This is a genomic window from Streptomyces sp. NPDC027189, assembly GCF_055566975.1.
This window is the reverse complement of the sequence record NZ_JBVHRI010000013.1, coordinates 134,008-147,779: the sequence shown is the minus strand read 5'-3', so window position 1 is coordinate 147,779 and position 13,772 is coordinate 134,008. Positions and strand designations below refer to the sequence as shown.

14 protein-coding genes are annotated in these 13,772 nt (G+C 71.1%); 8 read left to right on the top strand and 6 right to left on the bottom strand.

Annotated features, from left to right (window positions below):
- The first annotated feature begins 85 nt into the window (after positions 1-85).
- From ACZ4RZ_RS28560 to ACZ4RZ_RS28530, 7 genes are all read left to right on the top strand, one after another.
- On the top strand, positions 86-556 hold the full coding sequence (locus ACZ4RZ_RS28560) for an Lrp/AsnC family transcriptional regulator (RefSeq protein WP_189184758.1): 471 nt from the start codon (positions 86-88) through the stop codon (positions 554-556).
- A 22-nt stretch (positions 557-578) separates the two neighbouring features.
- Complete coding sequence (locus tag ACZ4RZ_RS28555; protein WP_467748806.1) at positions 579-1,226, top strand: ABC transporter permease; 648 nt, start codon at positions 579-581, stop codon at positions 1,224-1,226.
- A complete protein-coding gene (locus ACZ4RZ_RS28550; protein WP_467748805.1) occupies positions 1,219-2,514 on the top strand; it encodes a betaine/proline/choline family ABC transporter ATP-binding protein in 1,296 nt (431 codons plus the stop codon). Before ACZ4RZ_RS28555 ends, ACZ4RZ_RS28550 begins: the two co-directional genes overlap by 8 nt.
- A complete protein-coding gene (locus ACZ4RZ_RS28545) occupies positions 2,511-3,365 on the top strand; it encodes an ABC transporter permease (RefSeq protein WP_467748804.1) in 855 nt (284 codons plus the stop codon). Before ACZ4RZ_RS28550 ends, ACZ4RZ_RS28545 begins: the two co-directional genes overlap by 4 nt.
- Positions 3,362-4,327 (top strand): glycine betaine ABC transporter substrate-binding protein, encoded by a 966-nt coding sequence (locus tag ACZ4RZ_RS28540; RefSeq protein ID WP_467748803.1) that lies wholly within the window; start codon positions 3,362-3,364, stop codon positions 4,325-4,327. The genes ACZ4RZ_RS28545 and ACZ4RZ_RS28540 overlap by 4 nt, the downstream gene beginning before the upstream one ends.
- A gap of 97 nt (positions 4,328-4,424) precedes the next feature.
- Positions 4,425-5,033, top strand: coding sequence for an ArsR/SmtB family transcription factor (locus ACZ4RZ_RS28535; RefSeq protein ID WP_467748801.1), 609 nt, complete (start codon positions 4,425-4,427; stop codon positions 5,031-5,033).
- Between the two features lie 12 nt (positions 5,034-5,045).
- The gene (locus ACZ4RZ_RS28530; protein ID WP_467748980.1) at positions 5,046-5,228 is read left to right on the top strand and encodes a hypothetical protein; all 183 of its coding nucleotides are present in this window, start codon (positions 5,046-5,048) and stop codon (positions 5,226-5,228) included.
- Here ACZ4RZ_RS28530 and ACZ4RZ_RS28525 read toward each other — a convergent pair.
- From ACZ4RZ_RS28525 to ACZ4RZ_RS28515, 3 genes are all read right to left on the bottom strand, one after another.
- Positions 5,225-6,013, bottom strand: coding sequence for a S16 family serine protease (locus tag ACZ4RZ_RS28525; protein ID WP_467748800.1), 789 nt, complete (start codon positions 6,011-6,013; stop codon positions 5,225-5,227). The two genes, ACZ4RZ_RS28530 and ACZ4RZ_RS28525, sit on opposite strands and share 4 nt — an antisense overlap.
- A gap of 138 nt (positions 6,014-6,151) precedes the next feature.
- Positions 6,152-7,273, bottom strand: coding sequence for an o-succinylbenzoate synthase (menC, locus tag ACZ4RZ_RS28520; RefSeq protein ID WP_467748798.1), 1,122 nt, complete (start codon positions 7,271-7,273; stop codon positions 6,152-6,154).
- On the bottom strand, positions 7,270-8,196 hold the full coding sequence (locus tag ACZ4RZ_RS28515; protein WP_467748797.1) for a chorismate synthase: 927 nt from the start codon (positions 8,194-8,196) through the stop codon (positions 7,270-7,272). The genes menC and ACZ4RZ_RS28515 overlap by 4 nt, the downstream gene beginning before the upstream one ends.
- Before the next feature lie 214 nt (positions 8,197-8,410).
- Between ACZ4RZ_RS28515 and ACZ4RZ_RS28510 the strand changes: the two genes are divergently transcribed.
- Complete coding sequence (locus tag ACZ4RZ_RS28510; RefSeq protein WP_467748796.1) at positions 8,411-10,018, top strand: PucR family transcriptional regulator; 1,608 nt, start codon at positions 8,411-8,413, stop codon at positions 10,016-10,018.
- On the opposite strand, the gene dapE is transcribed toward ACZ4RZ_RS28510, so the two are convergent.
- From dapE to ACZ4RZ_RS28495, 3 genes are all read right to left on the bottom strand, one after another.
- Positions 9,990-11,060 (bottom strand): succinyl-diaminopimelate desuccinylase, encoded by a 1,071-nt coding sequence (dapE, locus tag ACZ4RZ_RS28505; RefSeq protein ID WP_467748794.1) that lies wholly within the window; start codon positions 11,058-11,060, stop codon positions 9,990-9,992. The genes ACZ4RZ_RS28510 and dapE overlap by 29 nt on opposite strands.
- Positions 11,057-12,532 carry an amino acid permease gene (locus ACZ4RZ_RS28500; RefSeq protein ID WP_467748979.1) on the bottom strand — a complete coding sequence of 492 codons (1,476 nt, stop codon included), beginning with the start codon at positions 12,530-12,532 and terminating at the stop codon, positions 11,057-11,059. Before ACZ4RZ_RS28500 ends, dapE begins: the two co-directional genes overlap by 4 nt.
- Before the next feature lie 277 nt (positions 12,533-12,809).
- Positions 12,810-13,451: an IclR family transcriptional regulator gene (locus tag ACZ4RZ_RS28495; protein ID WP_467748793.1), complete on the bottom strand. Its 642-nt coding sequence runs from the start codon at positions 13,449-13,451 to the stop codon at positions 12,810-12,812.
- Positions 13,452-13,772 lie beyond the last annotated feature (321 nt).

Sequence of the window (13,772 nt, the reverse complement as noted above, 5' to 3'; positions counted from 1 at the left end):
GTTTGCGTGTCGGCTGGACAATCTGCCCAGACGATCGCTCGTTGCTGCGGGCGTTCTGTACAGGATGACCATCTCGGAGGCCCCCATGGCGATCGATCATCTGGACGGCCGGCTCCTCGTGCTGCTCGCCGAGGAACCGCGCATCGGCGTCCTGGAGATGTCCCGGCGGCTCGGGGTCGCCCGCGGCACGGTGCAGGCCCGGCTCGACCGGCTTCAATCGAATGGAGTCATCCGGGGTTTCGGGCCGCAGGTGGACCCGGCCGCGCTCGGCTACCCGGTCACGGCGTTCGCGACCCTGCAGATCCGGCAGGGGCAAGGTGCCGACGTGCGGGCCCACTTGGCGACCGTACCCGAGGTCCTCGAACTGCACACCACGACCGGCAGCGGGGACATGCTGTGCCGGCTCGTGGCCCGCTCGAACGCCGATCTCCAGCGTGTGATCGACCGGGTTGTCGGTTTTGATGGCATCGTCCGGGCCTCCACGGCGATCGTCATGGAGAACCCCGTTCCGCTGCGGATCATCCCGCTGGTGGAGCAGGCGGCGACCGAGCACTGACCGATGACCGGGGTGAGGTGGCGTGACCTTCTGGGAGTACCTCAGCAGCCGCCACCAGCAGCTGCTCACGGACGCGTACCAGCACGCCAGCGCGGTCTTCCAGTGCATGGTCGTGGCGACGGCCATCGGCGTGCTGATCGGCGTCGTCACCTACCGCAGCGAGTGGGCCGGCAGCCTCGCCACGACCACCACCGCCACCATCCTGACCATCCCGTCGCTCGCCATGATCGGTCTGCTGATCCCGATCGTCGGCCTGGGCGTGCCGCCGACGGTGGTCGCCCTGACGCTGTACGGGCTGCTGCCGATCGTGCGGAACTCGATCGTCGGCCTGCGCGGGGTCGATCCCTCGCTCGTGGACGCGGCGACGGGCATCGGGATGTCGCGGCCTGCCCGGCTGGTGAGGGTGGAGCTGCCGCTGGCCTGGCCGCCGATCCTGACCGGCATCCGGATCTCGACACAGATGCTGATGGGCATTGCGGCGATCGCGGCGTACGCCTCCGGGCCCGGCCTCGGCAACGAGATCTTCCGCGGCATCGGCTCCCTGGGCAGCAAGAACGCGCTCAACCAGGTTCTCGCGGGCACGATCGGGATCATCATCCTGGCGCTGCTGTTCGACGCCGCGTACGTCCTCATCGGGCGGCTGACCATTCCGCGGGGGATCCGTGCCTGAGACCACTGAGACCACTGGGACCACTGGGACCGCCGGGAAAGCCGCTGGCGGGCACACGTCCACGGCCGGCGCCACCATCGAACTGGAGCACCTCACCAAGCGCTATCCCGGCAGCCGGGAACCCGCCGTGGACAGCGTCAACATGGAGATCAGGGCGGGCGAACTCGTCGTCTTCGTGGGCCCGTCCGGATGCGGCAAGTCCACGACCCTGAAGATGATCAACCGGTTGATCGAGCCGACGGGCGGACGCATCCGCATCGGCGGCGAGGACGTCACCCACATGGACCCGGTGAAGCTGCGCCGCAAGATCGGGTACGCGATCCAGTCCTCCGGGCTCTTCCCGCACATGACGGTCGCCCAGAACATCGCGCTGGTACCGAAGATGGCCGGCTGGTCCAAGCCGAGGATCAGGTCGCGGGTCGAGGAGATGCTGGACCTGGTCGGGCTCGACCCGGCCGAGTTCCACGGCCGCTATCCGCGCCAGCTCTCCGGCGGGCAGCAGCAACGCGTGGGCGTGGCACGCGCGTTGGCGGCCGACCCGCCCGTCCTGCTGATGGACGAGCCGTTCGGTGCGGTGGACCCGATCACCCGCGACCACCTCCAGGACGAGCTGATCCGGCTCCAGCAGGAGCTGCACAAGACGATCGTCTTCGTCACCCACGACTTCGACGAGGCGATCAAGCTGGGCGACCGGATCGCGGTGCTGCGCGAGCACTCGCACATCGCGCAGTTCGACACCCCGGAGGCGATCCTCACCAACCCGGCCGACGACTTCGTGTCGGGGTTCGTGGGCGCGCGGGCGGCTCTCAAGAGACTCAATCTGACGCGCGTACGGGATGTGGAGATCACCGACTATCCGACAGTGACCGTCGACGACCCCCTCCAATCGATCTTCAACCTGCTCCGGGCGAGCGGTACGAACGAGATCCTGCTGCTCGACAAGCGCCGGCGCCCGTACAAGTGGCTGCGGCGCGGCGACCTGATGCGGGCCAAGGGCTCGCTGGCGCGGGCCGGCACGCTGGTGCACGACACGGTGACCAGGGACGCCACGCTACGGGACGCCCTGGAGGCGGTGCTCACGGACAACACGGGCCGGGTCGCGGTCACCGGGCGGCGCGGCGAGTACATCGGCGTCGTCGACATGGAGACGCTGATGAACTCCGTGCACGAGCTCCTTGAGGCAGACCGACTGGAGGCGATGGAGGCCCAGCACGAGCTGGAGGAGGCGCGCGCCCAGCAGACCCACTTCGAGCAGGAGGGCGTGGACGCCGGAGAGGCGAAGGCGTGAACACACCGCCCACCGATCAGCGGCCCGAGGGCGAGCACGACGTCAAGGGGCTCGCCTTCCGGGACGAGGACGAGGCCGAGCAGGAGGCACCGCCGCCGCCCGTCACACTCAAGCGCCGGATTTCCTGGCAACGGCTGACCTTCATGCCGGCGGCCCTGACGGCCCTGCTGCTCGCCACCTGGCTCTGGTTCCAGCAGGCGACCCTCGATGCGATCTCCGAGAACGCGCTGTCGAACGGCCAGGTGTCGAAGGCCCTGTGGCAGCACGTCCAACTGGCCGCGATCTCCACGTTCTTCGTGCTGATCATCGCCATCCCGCTGGGCATCCTGCTCACCCGCAAGGCGTTCCGGAAGCTGACCCCGATCGCGATGACCATCGCCAACATGGGGCAGGCCACCCCCGCGATCGGCCTGCTGGCGCTGCTGGTCATCTGGCTCGGCACCGGCGAGAAGTCGGCCCTGATCGGCATCACCATCTACGCCATCCTGCCGGTCCTCTCCAACACGATCGCGGGGCTGAAGGCCAACGACCCGACGCTGCTGGAGGCGGCGCGCGGCATCGGTATGTCGCCGCTGGGCGTGCTCAGCCGCATCGAACTCCCGCTGGCCGTCCCGCTGATCCTCGCCGGCGTACGGACAGCGCTGGTCCTGAACGTCGGCACGGCGACCCTCGCCACCTTCGGCGGCGGAGGCGGTCTCGGCGTCCTCATCACCACCGGGATCACCACCCAGCGCATGCCGGTCCTGGTGCTTGGCTCGATCCTGACCGTCGCCCTGGCGCTGCTCGTCGACTGGCTGGCATCGCTGGCGGAACTGCTGCTGAGGCCGCACGGGTTGGAGGCGGGGACATGAGGCGCTTCGTGACCTGCGCGGTCGCCGGTGGGCTGGTGCTGGCCTCCGGCTGCGGGCTGACCAGCGGCTCCCCGATGGCCGACGACGTCGAGCCCGGCTCCATCGGGCAGGGGCAGCCACTCAAGGGCGCCCATCTCACCGTGACGTCCAAGGAGTTCACCGAGCAGCTGATCCTCGGCGCGATCATGGGCATCGCCTTCCAGGCGGCCGGCGCGGATGTGCTCGACCGCACCGGCATCCAGGGGTCGATCGGCTCCCGCGAGGCGGTCAAGAACGGGGACGCGGACGCGATGTACGAGTACACGGGCACGGCGTGGATCACCTACCTCGGCAACGGCAAGCCGATCCCGGACCCGCAGGAGCAGTGGCGGGCCGTGCACGACGCCGACTCGAAGAACGGGGTGACGTGGCTGCCACCGTCCGCCCTCAACAACACGTACGCGCTTGCCATGAACCAGGCCAACTTCAAGAAGTACGGCACGAAGACGCTCTCCGACGTGGCCGCGCTGTCGGAGTCGGATCCCAGCGCGGTCACGCTGTGCGTGGAGAGCGAGTTCGCCAACCGGGCCGACGGGCTGCCGGGCATGGAGAAGGCGTACGGGATGAGCGTGCCCGCGAAGAACATCACGCAGATGGACACCGGGATCATCTACACCCAGGTGGCGAAGGGGAGTTGCACGTACGGAGAGGTGTTCACCACCGACGGGCGCATCAAGTCGATGAACCTGGTGGTGATGCAGGACAACAAGAAGTTCTTCCCCAACTACAACGCGGCGCCCGTGATCAACTCCAAGGCCCTGAAGAGGTATCCGGCGATCGCCGAGGTCATCGAGCCGGTGACGAAGAAGCTGAACAACACGGTGGCGCAGGAGCTGAACGCGAAGGTGGACGTGCAGGGGCAGGATCCGCACGAGGTGGCGCTGGACTGGATGACGCAGGAGGGGTTCGTCAAGGAGGGGTGACACGTACGGCCGGGGACCGGGCGCCCGACACGCGTACAAAGAAGTAGTTGCAAAGAACCCCTTGCAACTACTTCTTTGCAACGCTACCTTTGCATGCATGCAGGAGCGCGAAGAACCGACGACACCGGCCTCGAACGAACTGGCCCCCCGCACCCTCGACGCCCGCTCGCTGCGCGGCCTCGCGCACCCGCTGCGCATGCAGCTGCTGAGCGCGCTGCGGCGCGGCGGACCGGCCACCGCGTCCCAACTGGCCGCGAAACTGGGCGAGTCCAGCGGAGCGACCAGCTACCACCTGCGCCAGCTCGCCGCGCACGGCTTCGTCGAGGACGCCCCGGAACACGGCAAGGGGCGAGAGCGCTGGTGGAAGGCCGTCCACCAGGGGCTGATCTACGACAGCACCCGGTTCACGGGCTCCGACCCGGAGTTGCGCGGAGCGGTGGACACCTTCCTGCACGAGATCGCGAACACCCACACCCGCGAGCTGTCCACCTGGATCGCCACCCGGGACGAATGGCCCACGGCCTGGTCCGGGGCCACGGACATGAGCGACATGACGCTACGGCTGACGCCCGAGCTCGCCACCGAGCTCGTCGCCAGGATGCACGAACTCATGGAGAACTACCGTGCGTCGGCTCCCGCCGAGGACACCCCTGACACCGAGCAGGTCCGCATCCACACCCACGTCTTTCCCATCAACCAGGACTGAGAGGCACCGATGCTGCACCCCGACACGCACCTCGCCCTGCACCACACCCGCGCCGCCGAGCTCCGCGCCGAGGCCGACGCCCACCGGCTCGCGGCCGAAGCCAGGCAGCCGGGCGAACTGCGCACCCGCCTCGGCTGGACCCTGGTAGAAGTCGGCCTCCGCCTCGCCGCGGCCCCGAAACCGGCGGTCGCCTAACAGCTCGGTACCGAGCCCTTCCCCTTCTCCAGGGCCACCAGGGAGTCCACCGCGCCCTTCAGGGTGATCACCGGAATCAGCCGCAGCCCCTTGGGGAGCTCCGCCTTGGCGTCCGAGCACTCCGCCTTCGGGACCAGGAAGACGGTCGCGCCGTCGCGGCGGGCGGCCTGGGTCTTCAGGGCGACGCCCCCGACCGCGCCGACCTTGCCGTCGGCGTCGATCGTCCCCGTACCCGCGATGGTGCGGCCCCCGGTGAGGTCGCCGCCGCTGCCGTCGCCGTCCAGTTTGTCGACGATGCCGAGCGAGAAGAGCAGTCCCGCACTGGGACCGCCGACATCGGCGAGCTTGAGGGTGACCTTGACGTCGTTCTTCTCGTGGAGGTACGAGAGCGCCGCCTCGGTCGCCGTGTCCTGGGACTCCTTCATCTGCTCGGCGTTGTGCTGCTCGATCTCCTTGACGCTGTTCCCGCTCGGGTAGACCGAGTCGCGCGGCAACACGGCCTGGTCGGTGGCGAACCAGGCGTCGAGCACATCACTGAGCGAGACGCTCGCGTCCGGGCCCGTCGCCTCGATCGTCGTCATCCGCAGCTGCCCGCTGGTGTCCCGCGTGGGCGCCCCGCTGATCGTGATCACCGGGTCGCCCTTGTTCTCGCCGAGGACGTTCGCCGTCATGCCGGGCTGCGCCACGGAGAACGGCAGCGGCGCGAACACCGCCGTGGCGAGCAGAGCCACGACGGGAAGGGCGCAGAGGGCGACGGCCTTGGGGCGTGTGAGGCGAGAGAGCACAGGATCAATCTAACGTCACCGCTCGACGCGGCTCCCCTGACCGGATCAATCCAACGTCACCACTGGGCCCGGCCCCCCGGACCGGATCAATCCAACGTCACCGCTGAGCCCGGCCCCCCGGACCGGATCAATCCAACGTCACCGCTGAGCCCGGCCCCCGTACAGGTCCCGCCGTGCGGTGGTGAAGCGGCGCAGCGCCTCCGGGAGCGGTTCGATGCCGATGCCGGGCGTCCGCGGGACCGGCAGATGGCCGTCCTCAAGGACGAACGGCTCGGTGATGTCCTCGGCGAAGTAGCGGCTGGAGGCGGAGGTGTCGCCGGGGAGGGTGAAGCCGGGCAGGGCCGCGAGCGCGAGGTTGGGGGCGCGGCCGATGCCCGTCTCCAGCATGCCGCCGCACCACACCGGCAGCCCGTGCGCGTGCGCGACGTCGTGGATGCGGCGGGCCTCCAGATAGCCGCCGACCCGGGCGGGCTTCACATTCACGACCCGGCAGGCGTCCATGGCGATCGCGGACGCGGTGTCGCGGGCGCTGTGCAGCGACTCGTCGAGGCAGACGGAGGTGGCGATGCGCTTCTGGAGCTGGGCGTGCGCATGCGGGTTGTTCTCCTCCAGCGGTTCCTCGATGAGCAGCAGCCCGAACGCGTCGAGCCGGCGCAGGTGCTCGGCGTCCGCGAGCGAGTACGCCGTGTTCGCGTCCACCTGGAGGGGCAGCCCTTCCCCGAAGCGCTCGCGCACGGCCCGTACGGGCTCCAGGTCCCAGCCGGGTTCGATCTTCAGCTTGATACGGACGTACCCCTCGGCGAGGTAGCGCTCGACGTCGTCGAGGAGTGCCGGGACGGACTCCTTGATGCCGACGGACACCCCGGCGGGTACACGGTCGTGCACGGCCCCGAGGTAGGTCGCCAGCGGCATGCCGTGCGCGCGCAGCTCGGCGTCGAGGACGGCCGTCTCCAGAGCCGCCTTGGCCAGCTCGTGCCCCTTGATCTTCGCCATCGCGGGCGCGAGCGCGGCCGCCGTGAGCTCCGGGAGGGCGGCCACGCGCGGCAGCAGGAAGTCGCGGAGCACGATCTCGGCGCCGGCCACGAACTCCGAGCAGTACAGCGGCTCGGGGTCGGCGGCGAACTCCGACCAGCCCTCGGCCGCGTCCGTGACGACGTGCAGGAGGAAGGTGTCCTTCGTCGTCATGGTCCCGAAGGACGTACGGAAGGGTGTGACGAGAGGCAGGGCGATGTGGACGACTTCGACGCGTTCGAGTTTCATGCGCGGCCTTCCTTGGACGGGCGGGTGAGGCTGTACCAGCCGTCCCTGGACATCCCCGTGGCGGCGTACCCCTCCGCGAAGGCCTCCGTGAAGACCTCCCGGACGGCATGCCGCCAGCGCAGTGCCAGCAGCGGGTCGGCGGCGCGCAGCTTGACGATGTCGTCCGGTACCCGGCACCAGACACGGCTGTCGGCGAGGTCGCGGCGGGCCAGCGGGTCGCCGTCGGGGGCGCGGTGGGTGGCGGGCGCGGCGTCGCGGTCGCCTTCCACGGCGGTACGGGAAGGGGCTACGGCGAGGTCCCAGGTCACCGTCAGCCGGTCGCTCTCGTCGCCGTCGTTCACGCCGTCGGCCATCGGCCCGTAGAAGTCGACGAGGTACTCCGTGCCCGCGGCGCCCAGCTTGACCAGGTTGAAGCGGGCGTTGCGGCCGACCAGCGGGTCGAAGGTCCAGCGCATGGTGCGGGCGCCGCGCTCCAGGGCCCAGACACGCTGGGCCTGCTTCACGGCGTACCCGACTCCGCGGTCGGAGGCGAGGGCCGCGGCCACGAAGGAGTACACGTACGCGTCGCCGGGCGGCCCGAAGACGGCCACGGAGGCTCCGGCGAGCCGCTCGCCGGCCGGCGAATACGCGGCGTGCACCGCGCCGCCCGCGTGGACGAGGCTGTGCAGCACCTCGGCCGGGTACGGCGGGGTGCTGCGCGGGGTCTGCCAGACGTCGCTGAAGAAGTCGGCCACGGCGGCGATGCCGGTGACGTCGTGGACGGTGCGGAGGGTGACGCCTGCCGCGTCGGCGGCGGCCGACGCGAGATCTCGCACACCGGTCGCCGCTGCCTCGCCCGGCGCCGAGTCCGTCGCCACTGCCACGAAACCGTCGGCCCCGAAACCGTCTGCCACGGGGTCGCCCGCCATGAGGCCGCCTGCCATGCCGTCTCCTGTCATGGGGTCGAGTCTCGGAGCTGACGACGACTCCCGCGTTGTGCATCAGGACAACACGCGCGTACGTTCCTGATGAGATCGGCCAATCCCGGTCGGCCAATCCCGGTCGGCCAATCCCGGTCGGCCAATCCCGGTCGGCCGACCCCGAACGTCCGACCCCGAACGTCCGACCCCGATCGGCCAACCCCGGAGAAGGAGCCCCATGGATGCCTGCACTCTCGGCGACCTGCTGGACGTCATAGGCGGCCCCTCCGTGCGCCTGCACACCGCGCCGGCCGGGCTCGCCGTGCCGGTCACCGAGGCGCTGCTGTACGACGCCCACGCCCCACTGCCCCGTGCGCCCGGGGCGCTGCTGCTCGCGGTCGGGGTGCGCGCGTCCGCGGCGGGGTCGCTGGCGCGGGCCGCGGCGGAGGCGGGGATGAGCGGGCTCGTGGTCCGCGGCCCGGACGGCCCGCTCGCGGAGGCGGAGTCCGCGGGTGTGGCCCTGCTTTCGGTGGACGAGGACGCCGCCTGGCACCACGTGCATCTGTTGCTCGCCTCGGCGATCGGCGCCCGTCCATCGACCGCGGGGACCGGGCTCGGGGACCTTTTCGCGCTGGCCGACGCGGTGGCCACGGCCGTCGGCGGTGCCACGGCCGTCGAGGACCCGCGCCAGCGGATCCTCGCGTACTCGACCGTGCCGGGGCAGCCGGTCGACGAGGACCGCAGGCAGGGCATCCTCGGCCTCCGGGTGCCGACCAGCCCGGAGAACTCGGAGCAGTACCGGGTGCTGTTCGCGGCCGACGGCCCGGTCCGGCTGCCCGCGCTCGACGGCGGCGACCCGGGTGACCCGGCTGGTCTCCTCGCCCGCCTCGCCGTCGCCGTCCGCGCCGGCGGCGAGACCCTCGGCTCGCTCTGGGTCGTGGACGACGGCAACCTCGCGCCCGACGCCGAGGAGGCCCTCGCACAGGGCGCGTCCACGGCGGCGCTGCTCATGCTGCGCGCGCGGGCCGCGCAGGAGCTGGCCCGGCACCAGAACGGGGACCTGCTGCGCCGCCTGCTCGACGGCACCGCCGACCCGGCCGGCGCGGCCCACCGCCTGGGCCTCGGCCTCGACCCGGACGGAAACCCGGCGCCCGTCCGCGTGGCCGCCTTCGTCCTCGACTCGGCCGTCTCGGCGGCGGACGTCGAGCAGACCGCGCTACGGCTCCTGGATCTCGTACGGCTCCAGTGCGAAGCGCGCTACGGGCGGCACGCGTGCGTCCTCGTCGACGGAGTCGTGTACGCGCTGCTGCCCGCGCTCGGCGAGCGCGGCGGGGCGCGCCACAAGCGGCTCGCCGAGGACATCGTGCGGCGGGCCGGACTGGCGCTGCGGGTTCCGGTGCGGGCGGGGCTGGGCGATGTCGTGCCCGGGCTCGCGGAGGTGACGGCCTCCCGCGCCGACGCGGACCTCGTCCTGCGCGTCCTCGGACCGGAGCTGCCGGTGGCGTGTGTGGCGGAGGTACGACCCCGCGTCACCCTCCTCCGCCTCACCGAAGTCCTGGGCGAGCGGCGGGAGTTGAGTGCCGGGGCGTGGCGGACCGTGCTCTCGTACGACACAGAGCACGGCACCGACTACGCCCGCACCCTCGTCTCCTGGCTGGACGCCGGCTGCGACATGGCGGGCGCGGCCCGGCTGCTCGCCGTGCACCCCAACACCTGCCGCTACCGCCTCCGGCAGGCCCAGCAACAGCTCGGCATCGACCTCGACGATCCCGACGAACGGCTGGTGCTGTGGCTGCAGTTGCGGACGCTGGCGGGGCTCAGGGCGACACCGCCAGCCAGCTCCTGAGCCGCTCCTCGCACCCGTGCAGCTGCGCCACCGGCACGTACTCGCCCGCCGTGTGCGCCAACACCGGGTCTCCGGGGCCGTAGTTGAGCGCCGGGACACCGAGCGCGGCGAACCGGGCGACGTCGGTCCAGCCGAGCTTCGGACGGGGCGTCACGCCGAGTACGCCGACGAGCGAGGCCACGGCTTCCTGGCCGAGCCCGGGCAGGGCGCCCGGCACGACCTCGGTGACCTCGACGTCGTACTCCGGGAAGAGGTCCCGTATGTACGCCTCCGCCTCATCCGGCGAACGGCTCGGCGCGAAACGGGAGTTGACCGTGATCACACACTCGTCGGGGACGACATTGCCCGCGACGCCGGACCGCACGGCGACGGCATTCAGCCCTTCCCGGTACTCCAGGCCGTCGATCACGACCCGCGCGGGTGTGTGCTCGGCCAGCCGCTGGAGGACGGCCCCGGCGCGGTGCGCGGCGTTCGCGCCCATCCAGGCGCGCGCGGTGTGCGCGCGCTCGCCGCGCACCGTGATGTCGGCCATGAGGACGCCCTGGCAGCCGGCCTCGACCCCGGCGTCGGAGGGCTCCATGAGGATCGCGAAGCCGGCCTTGAGGAGCTCCGGCCGCTCGGCGGCGATCCTGCCGAGCCCGTTGCGGTCGCCCTCGACCTCCTCGCACTCGTAGAAGACGTACGTGATGTCGCGCGCGGCCGGCGCGGGGACGGTGGCCGCCAGCCGCAGGGCGACCGCGACGCCGCCCTTCATGTCGCAGGCGCCGAGGCCGTGGAGCAGGTCGCCCTCCAGGCGCGAGGGCAGGTTCCCGGCGGCGGGGACGGTGTCCAAGTGGCCCGCGATCACGACCCGTTCGGGGTGGCCCAGGTCCGTGCGGGCTACCACCGAGTTGCCGACGCGTTCGACGGTGAGGTGCGGGAGCGCGGTGAGGGCCGCCTCTACTGCGTCCGCGAGCCGGGCCTCCTCGCCGCTCTCGGAGGGGATGTCGACGAGGGCACGGGTGAGGGTGACTACGTCGGTGGTGAGGTCGAGGGAGGTCACGCCGGCTCCTCGTGTGCGTCGTGCGCCGCGTGTCCGTCGGGCGCCTCGCGGCCGAGCTTGGAGTTCTTGATCCCGTACAGCCGGTAGATCACCAGGCCGACGGCCATCCACACGCCGAACGCGACCCACGTGTCCGTCCCCAGGCTGAACAGCATGTACGCGCAGAAGCCGACGCCCAGGATCGGCGTGACCGGCGAGAAGGGCACCCGGAAGGAGCGGGGCGCCTCGGGGCTGCGGCGGCGCAGCAGGATGACGGCCAGGTTGACCAGCATGAAGGCGAAGAGCGTGCCGATGCTGGTGGCATCGGCGAGGGCGCCCAGCGGGACGAGCGCGGCGAGCACGGCGATGAAGCCGGAGACGATGACCGTGTTCGCGCGCGGCACGCCGGTGGTGGGGTGCACCTTGGAGAACAGCGACGGTACGAGCCCGTCCCGGGACATCGCGAAGAGAATGCGGATCTGCCCGTACTGGACGGTGAGGACGACGCTGGTGGTGGCGACGACCGCGCCGATGGAGAGCAGGATCGGCCAGAGACTGCCGCCGCCCACCGACTGCACGAGTACCTCGCTCAGCGTGGCCTCGGTCCCCTCGAACTTCTGCCACGGCATGGCGCCGAGCGCGGCGACCGCGACGAGGACGTACAGCGCGGTGACGAGGACCAGGGAGAGGATGATCGCGCGAGGGAGATCGCGCTGCGGGTTCTTGGCCTCCTCGCCCGCCGTCGACGCGGCGTCGAAGCCGATGTAGGAGAAGAAGAGCGAGGCGGCGCCCGCGCTCATGCCGGCCGTGCCGAGCGGGAACAGGGGCGTGAAGTTCCCGGCGCGGAAGGCGGTGAAGGCGACCGCGCAGAACATGACCAGGGCGGCGATCTTCACGCCGACCATGAGGGTGTTGGCGACGGCGCTCTCCCGGGCGCCCCGCAGCAGCACGACCATGGCGAGGACGACAATGGCGGCAGCGGGGATGTTCAGCACACCGCCGTCACCGGGCGGCGCACTGAGGGAATCGGGCAGCGTCACCCCGACGGTCAGGTCCAGCAGCTCATTGACGTACTGGCCCCAGCCCACGGCCACGGCCGCCACGGACACCCCGTACTCCAGGATCAGACACCAGCCGCAGACCCAGGCCACGAGCTCGCCGAGGGTCGCGTAGGCGTAGCTGTACGAGGACCCGGAGCCCGGGATCATGCCGGCCAGCTCGGCGTACGACAGCGCGGAGAACAGCGCGGTCACCCCGGCGAGCACGAACGACACGACGATCGCGGGCCCGGCCTCGGGAACGGCCTCCCCGAGCACGACGAAGATCCCGGTCCCGAGCGTGGCCCCCACACTGAGCAACGTGAGCTGCCCGACCCCCATGGTCCGCCTGAGTGGACTCCCGGCAGCCTCGGCGACCAGCGCCCCAACCCCTTGCCGCCGCGTCAGCCGAGCCGCCCACCCGCCCTCTTGCCCGACATCCGCCCGCGTACGCACTGTCTCCACCGGGCCACTCCCTCCGCCGTTCCGCCATCAGTGCCCTGATGATGCGGAGGAGAGCCAGATGGACGGTGGGCGTATCGGCCAGAGTTACGGGGGTGGCTTTGTCGGGTCGGCCAAAGCCCACGTAGCTGTGGGCATGCGTGCCGCCAGGGGCGACGCCCATCCCAAAGAAAGCGGCACCCCGCAACGGCCGGGCTGCGCGACCTGCCCCGAGCCCAGCCCCGACGCCGGGCACCCAGTGAACCGGCGTCAGCGCAAGGCTGGATCGGCGTCAGCGCAGGGCGTCCGCAACCTCCCGGGCCGCGTCCACAACGCGAGGCCCGACCCGCTCGGGCACAGAGTCGGCGAGCATCACGACGCCGACGCTGCCCTCAACACCCGTCACCCCGATCAGCGGCGCCGCAGCCCCACTGGCCCCCGCCTCCAACTCCCCATGCGTAAGCGTGTACCCCGGCTCCCCCACCGGCGCCTGCCGAGCCGCAAGAATCGCCCGCCCCGCAGCCCCCCGGTCCAGCGGATGCCGGAACCCGGCGCGATACGCAACGTGGTAATCCGTCCACGTCGGCTCCACGACCGCGACGGCCAGCGCCTCGGTCCCGTCGACCAGCGTGAGATGAGCGGTGGCCCCAATGTCCTCGGCCAGCGACCGCAACGCGGGCAGCGCGGCCTCCCGTACCAACGGATGCACCTGGCGGCCCAGCCGCAGCACCCCGAGCCCGACCCGGGCCCGGCCACCCAGATCACGGCGTACCAGCGCGTGCTGCTCCAACGTGGCGAGCAACCGGTACACAACAGTCCGGTTGACACCCAGCTTGCTCGAGAGCTCGGTTACGGTCAGCCCGTGATCCGTGTCAGCGAGCAGCTTGAGGACGCGCAGTCCCCGGTCGAGCGTCTGAGAGGTCTCCGCGGTCACGACGCCCACTCCTTAGTGGTGAGGTCGACGGCCCCCTCGCGGCGGTTGCGACACCGAGTCCCGTCGGCGACGCGCTTCAGAGGCCGCCGGTCGGCTGACGACCCGAGTTCTTCCCGGGCGCGAGTCGCTTCACGGCTGCGCTCCGCGGCGGCGCTGCCACGGGGCGTGTGCGTAGCGGGACAGTAGCGAGCCGGTCCGCTCAGCGGAAGTCTCCGTCCAGAATCCGGGCGTTGGCTGGTACGGACTCTTTCTCTTTGCCCCGTTACGCACGGCACCCCACCACTGGGCGTGCACCACCCTTGCACACAGCGCACACGGCAC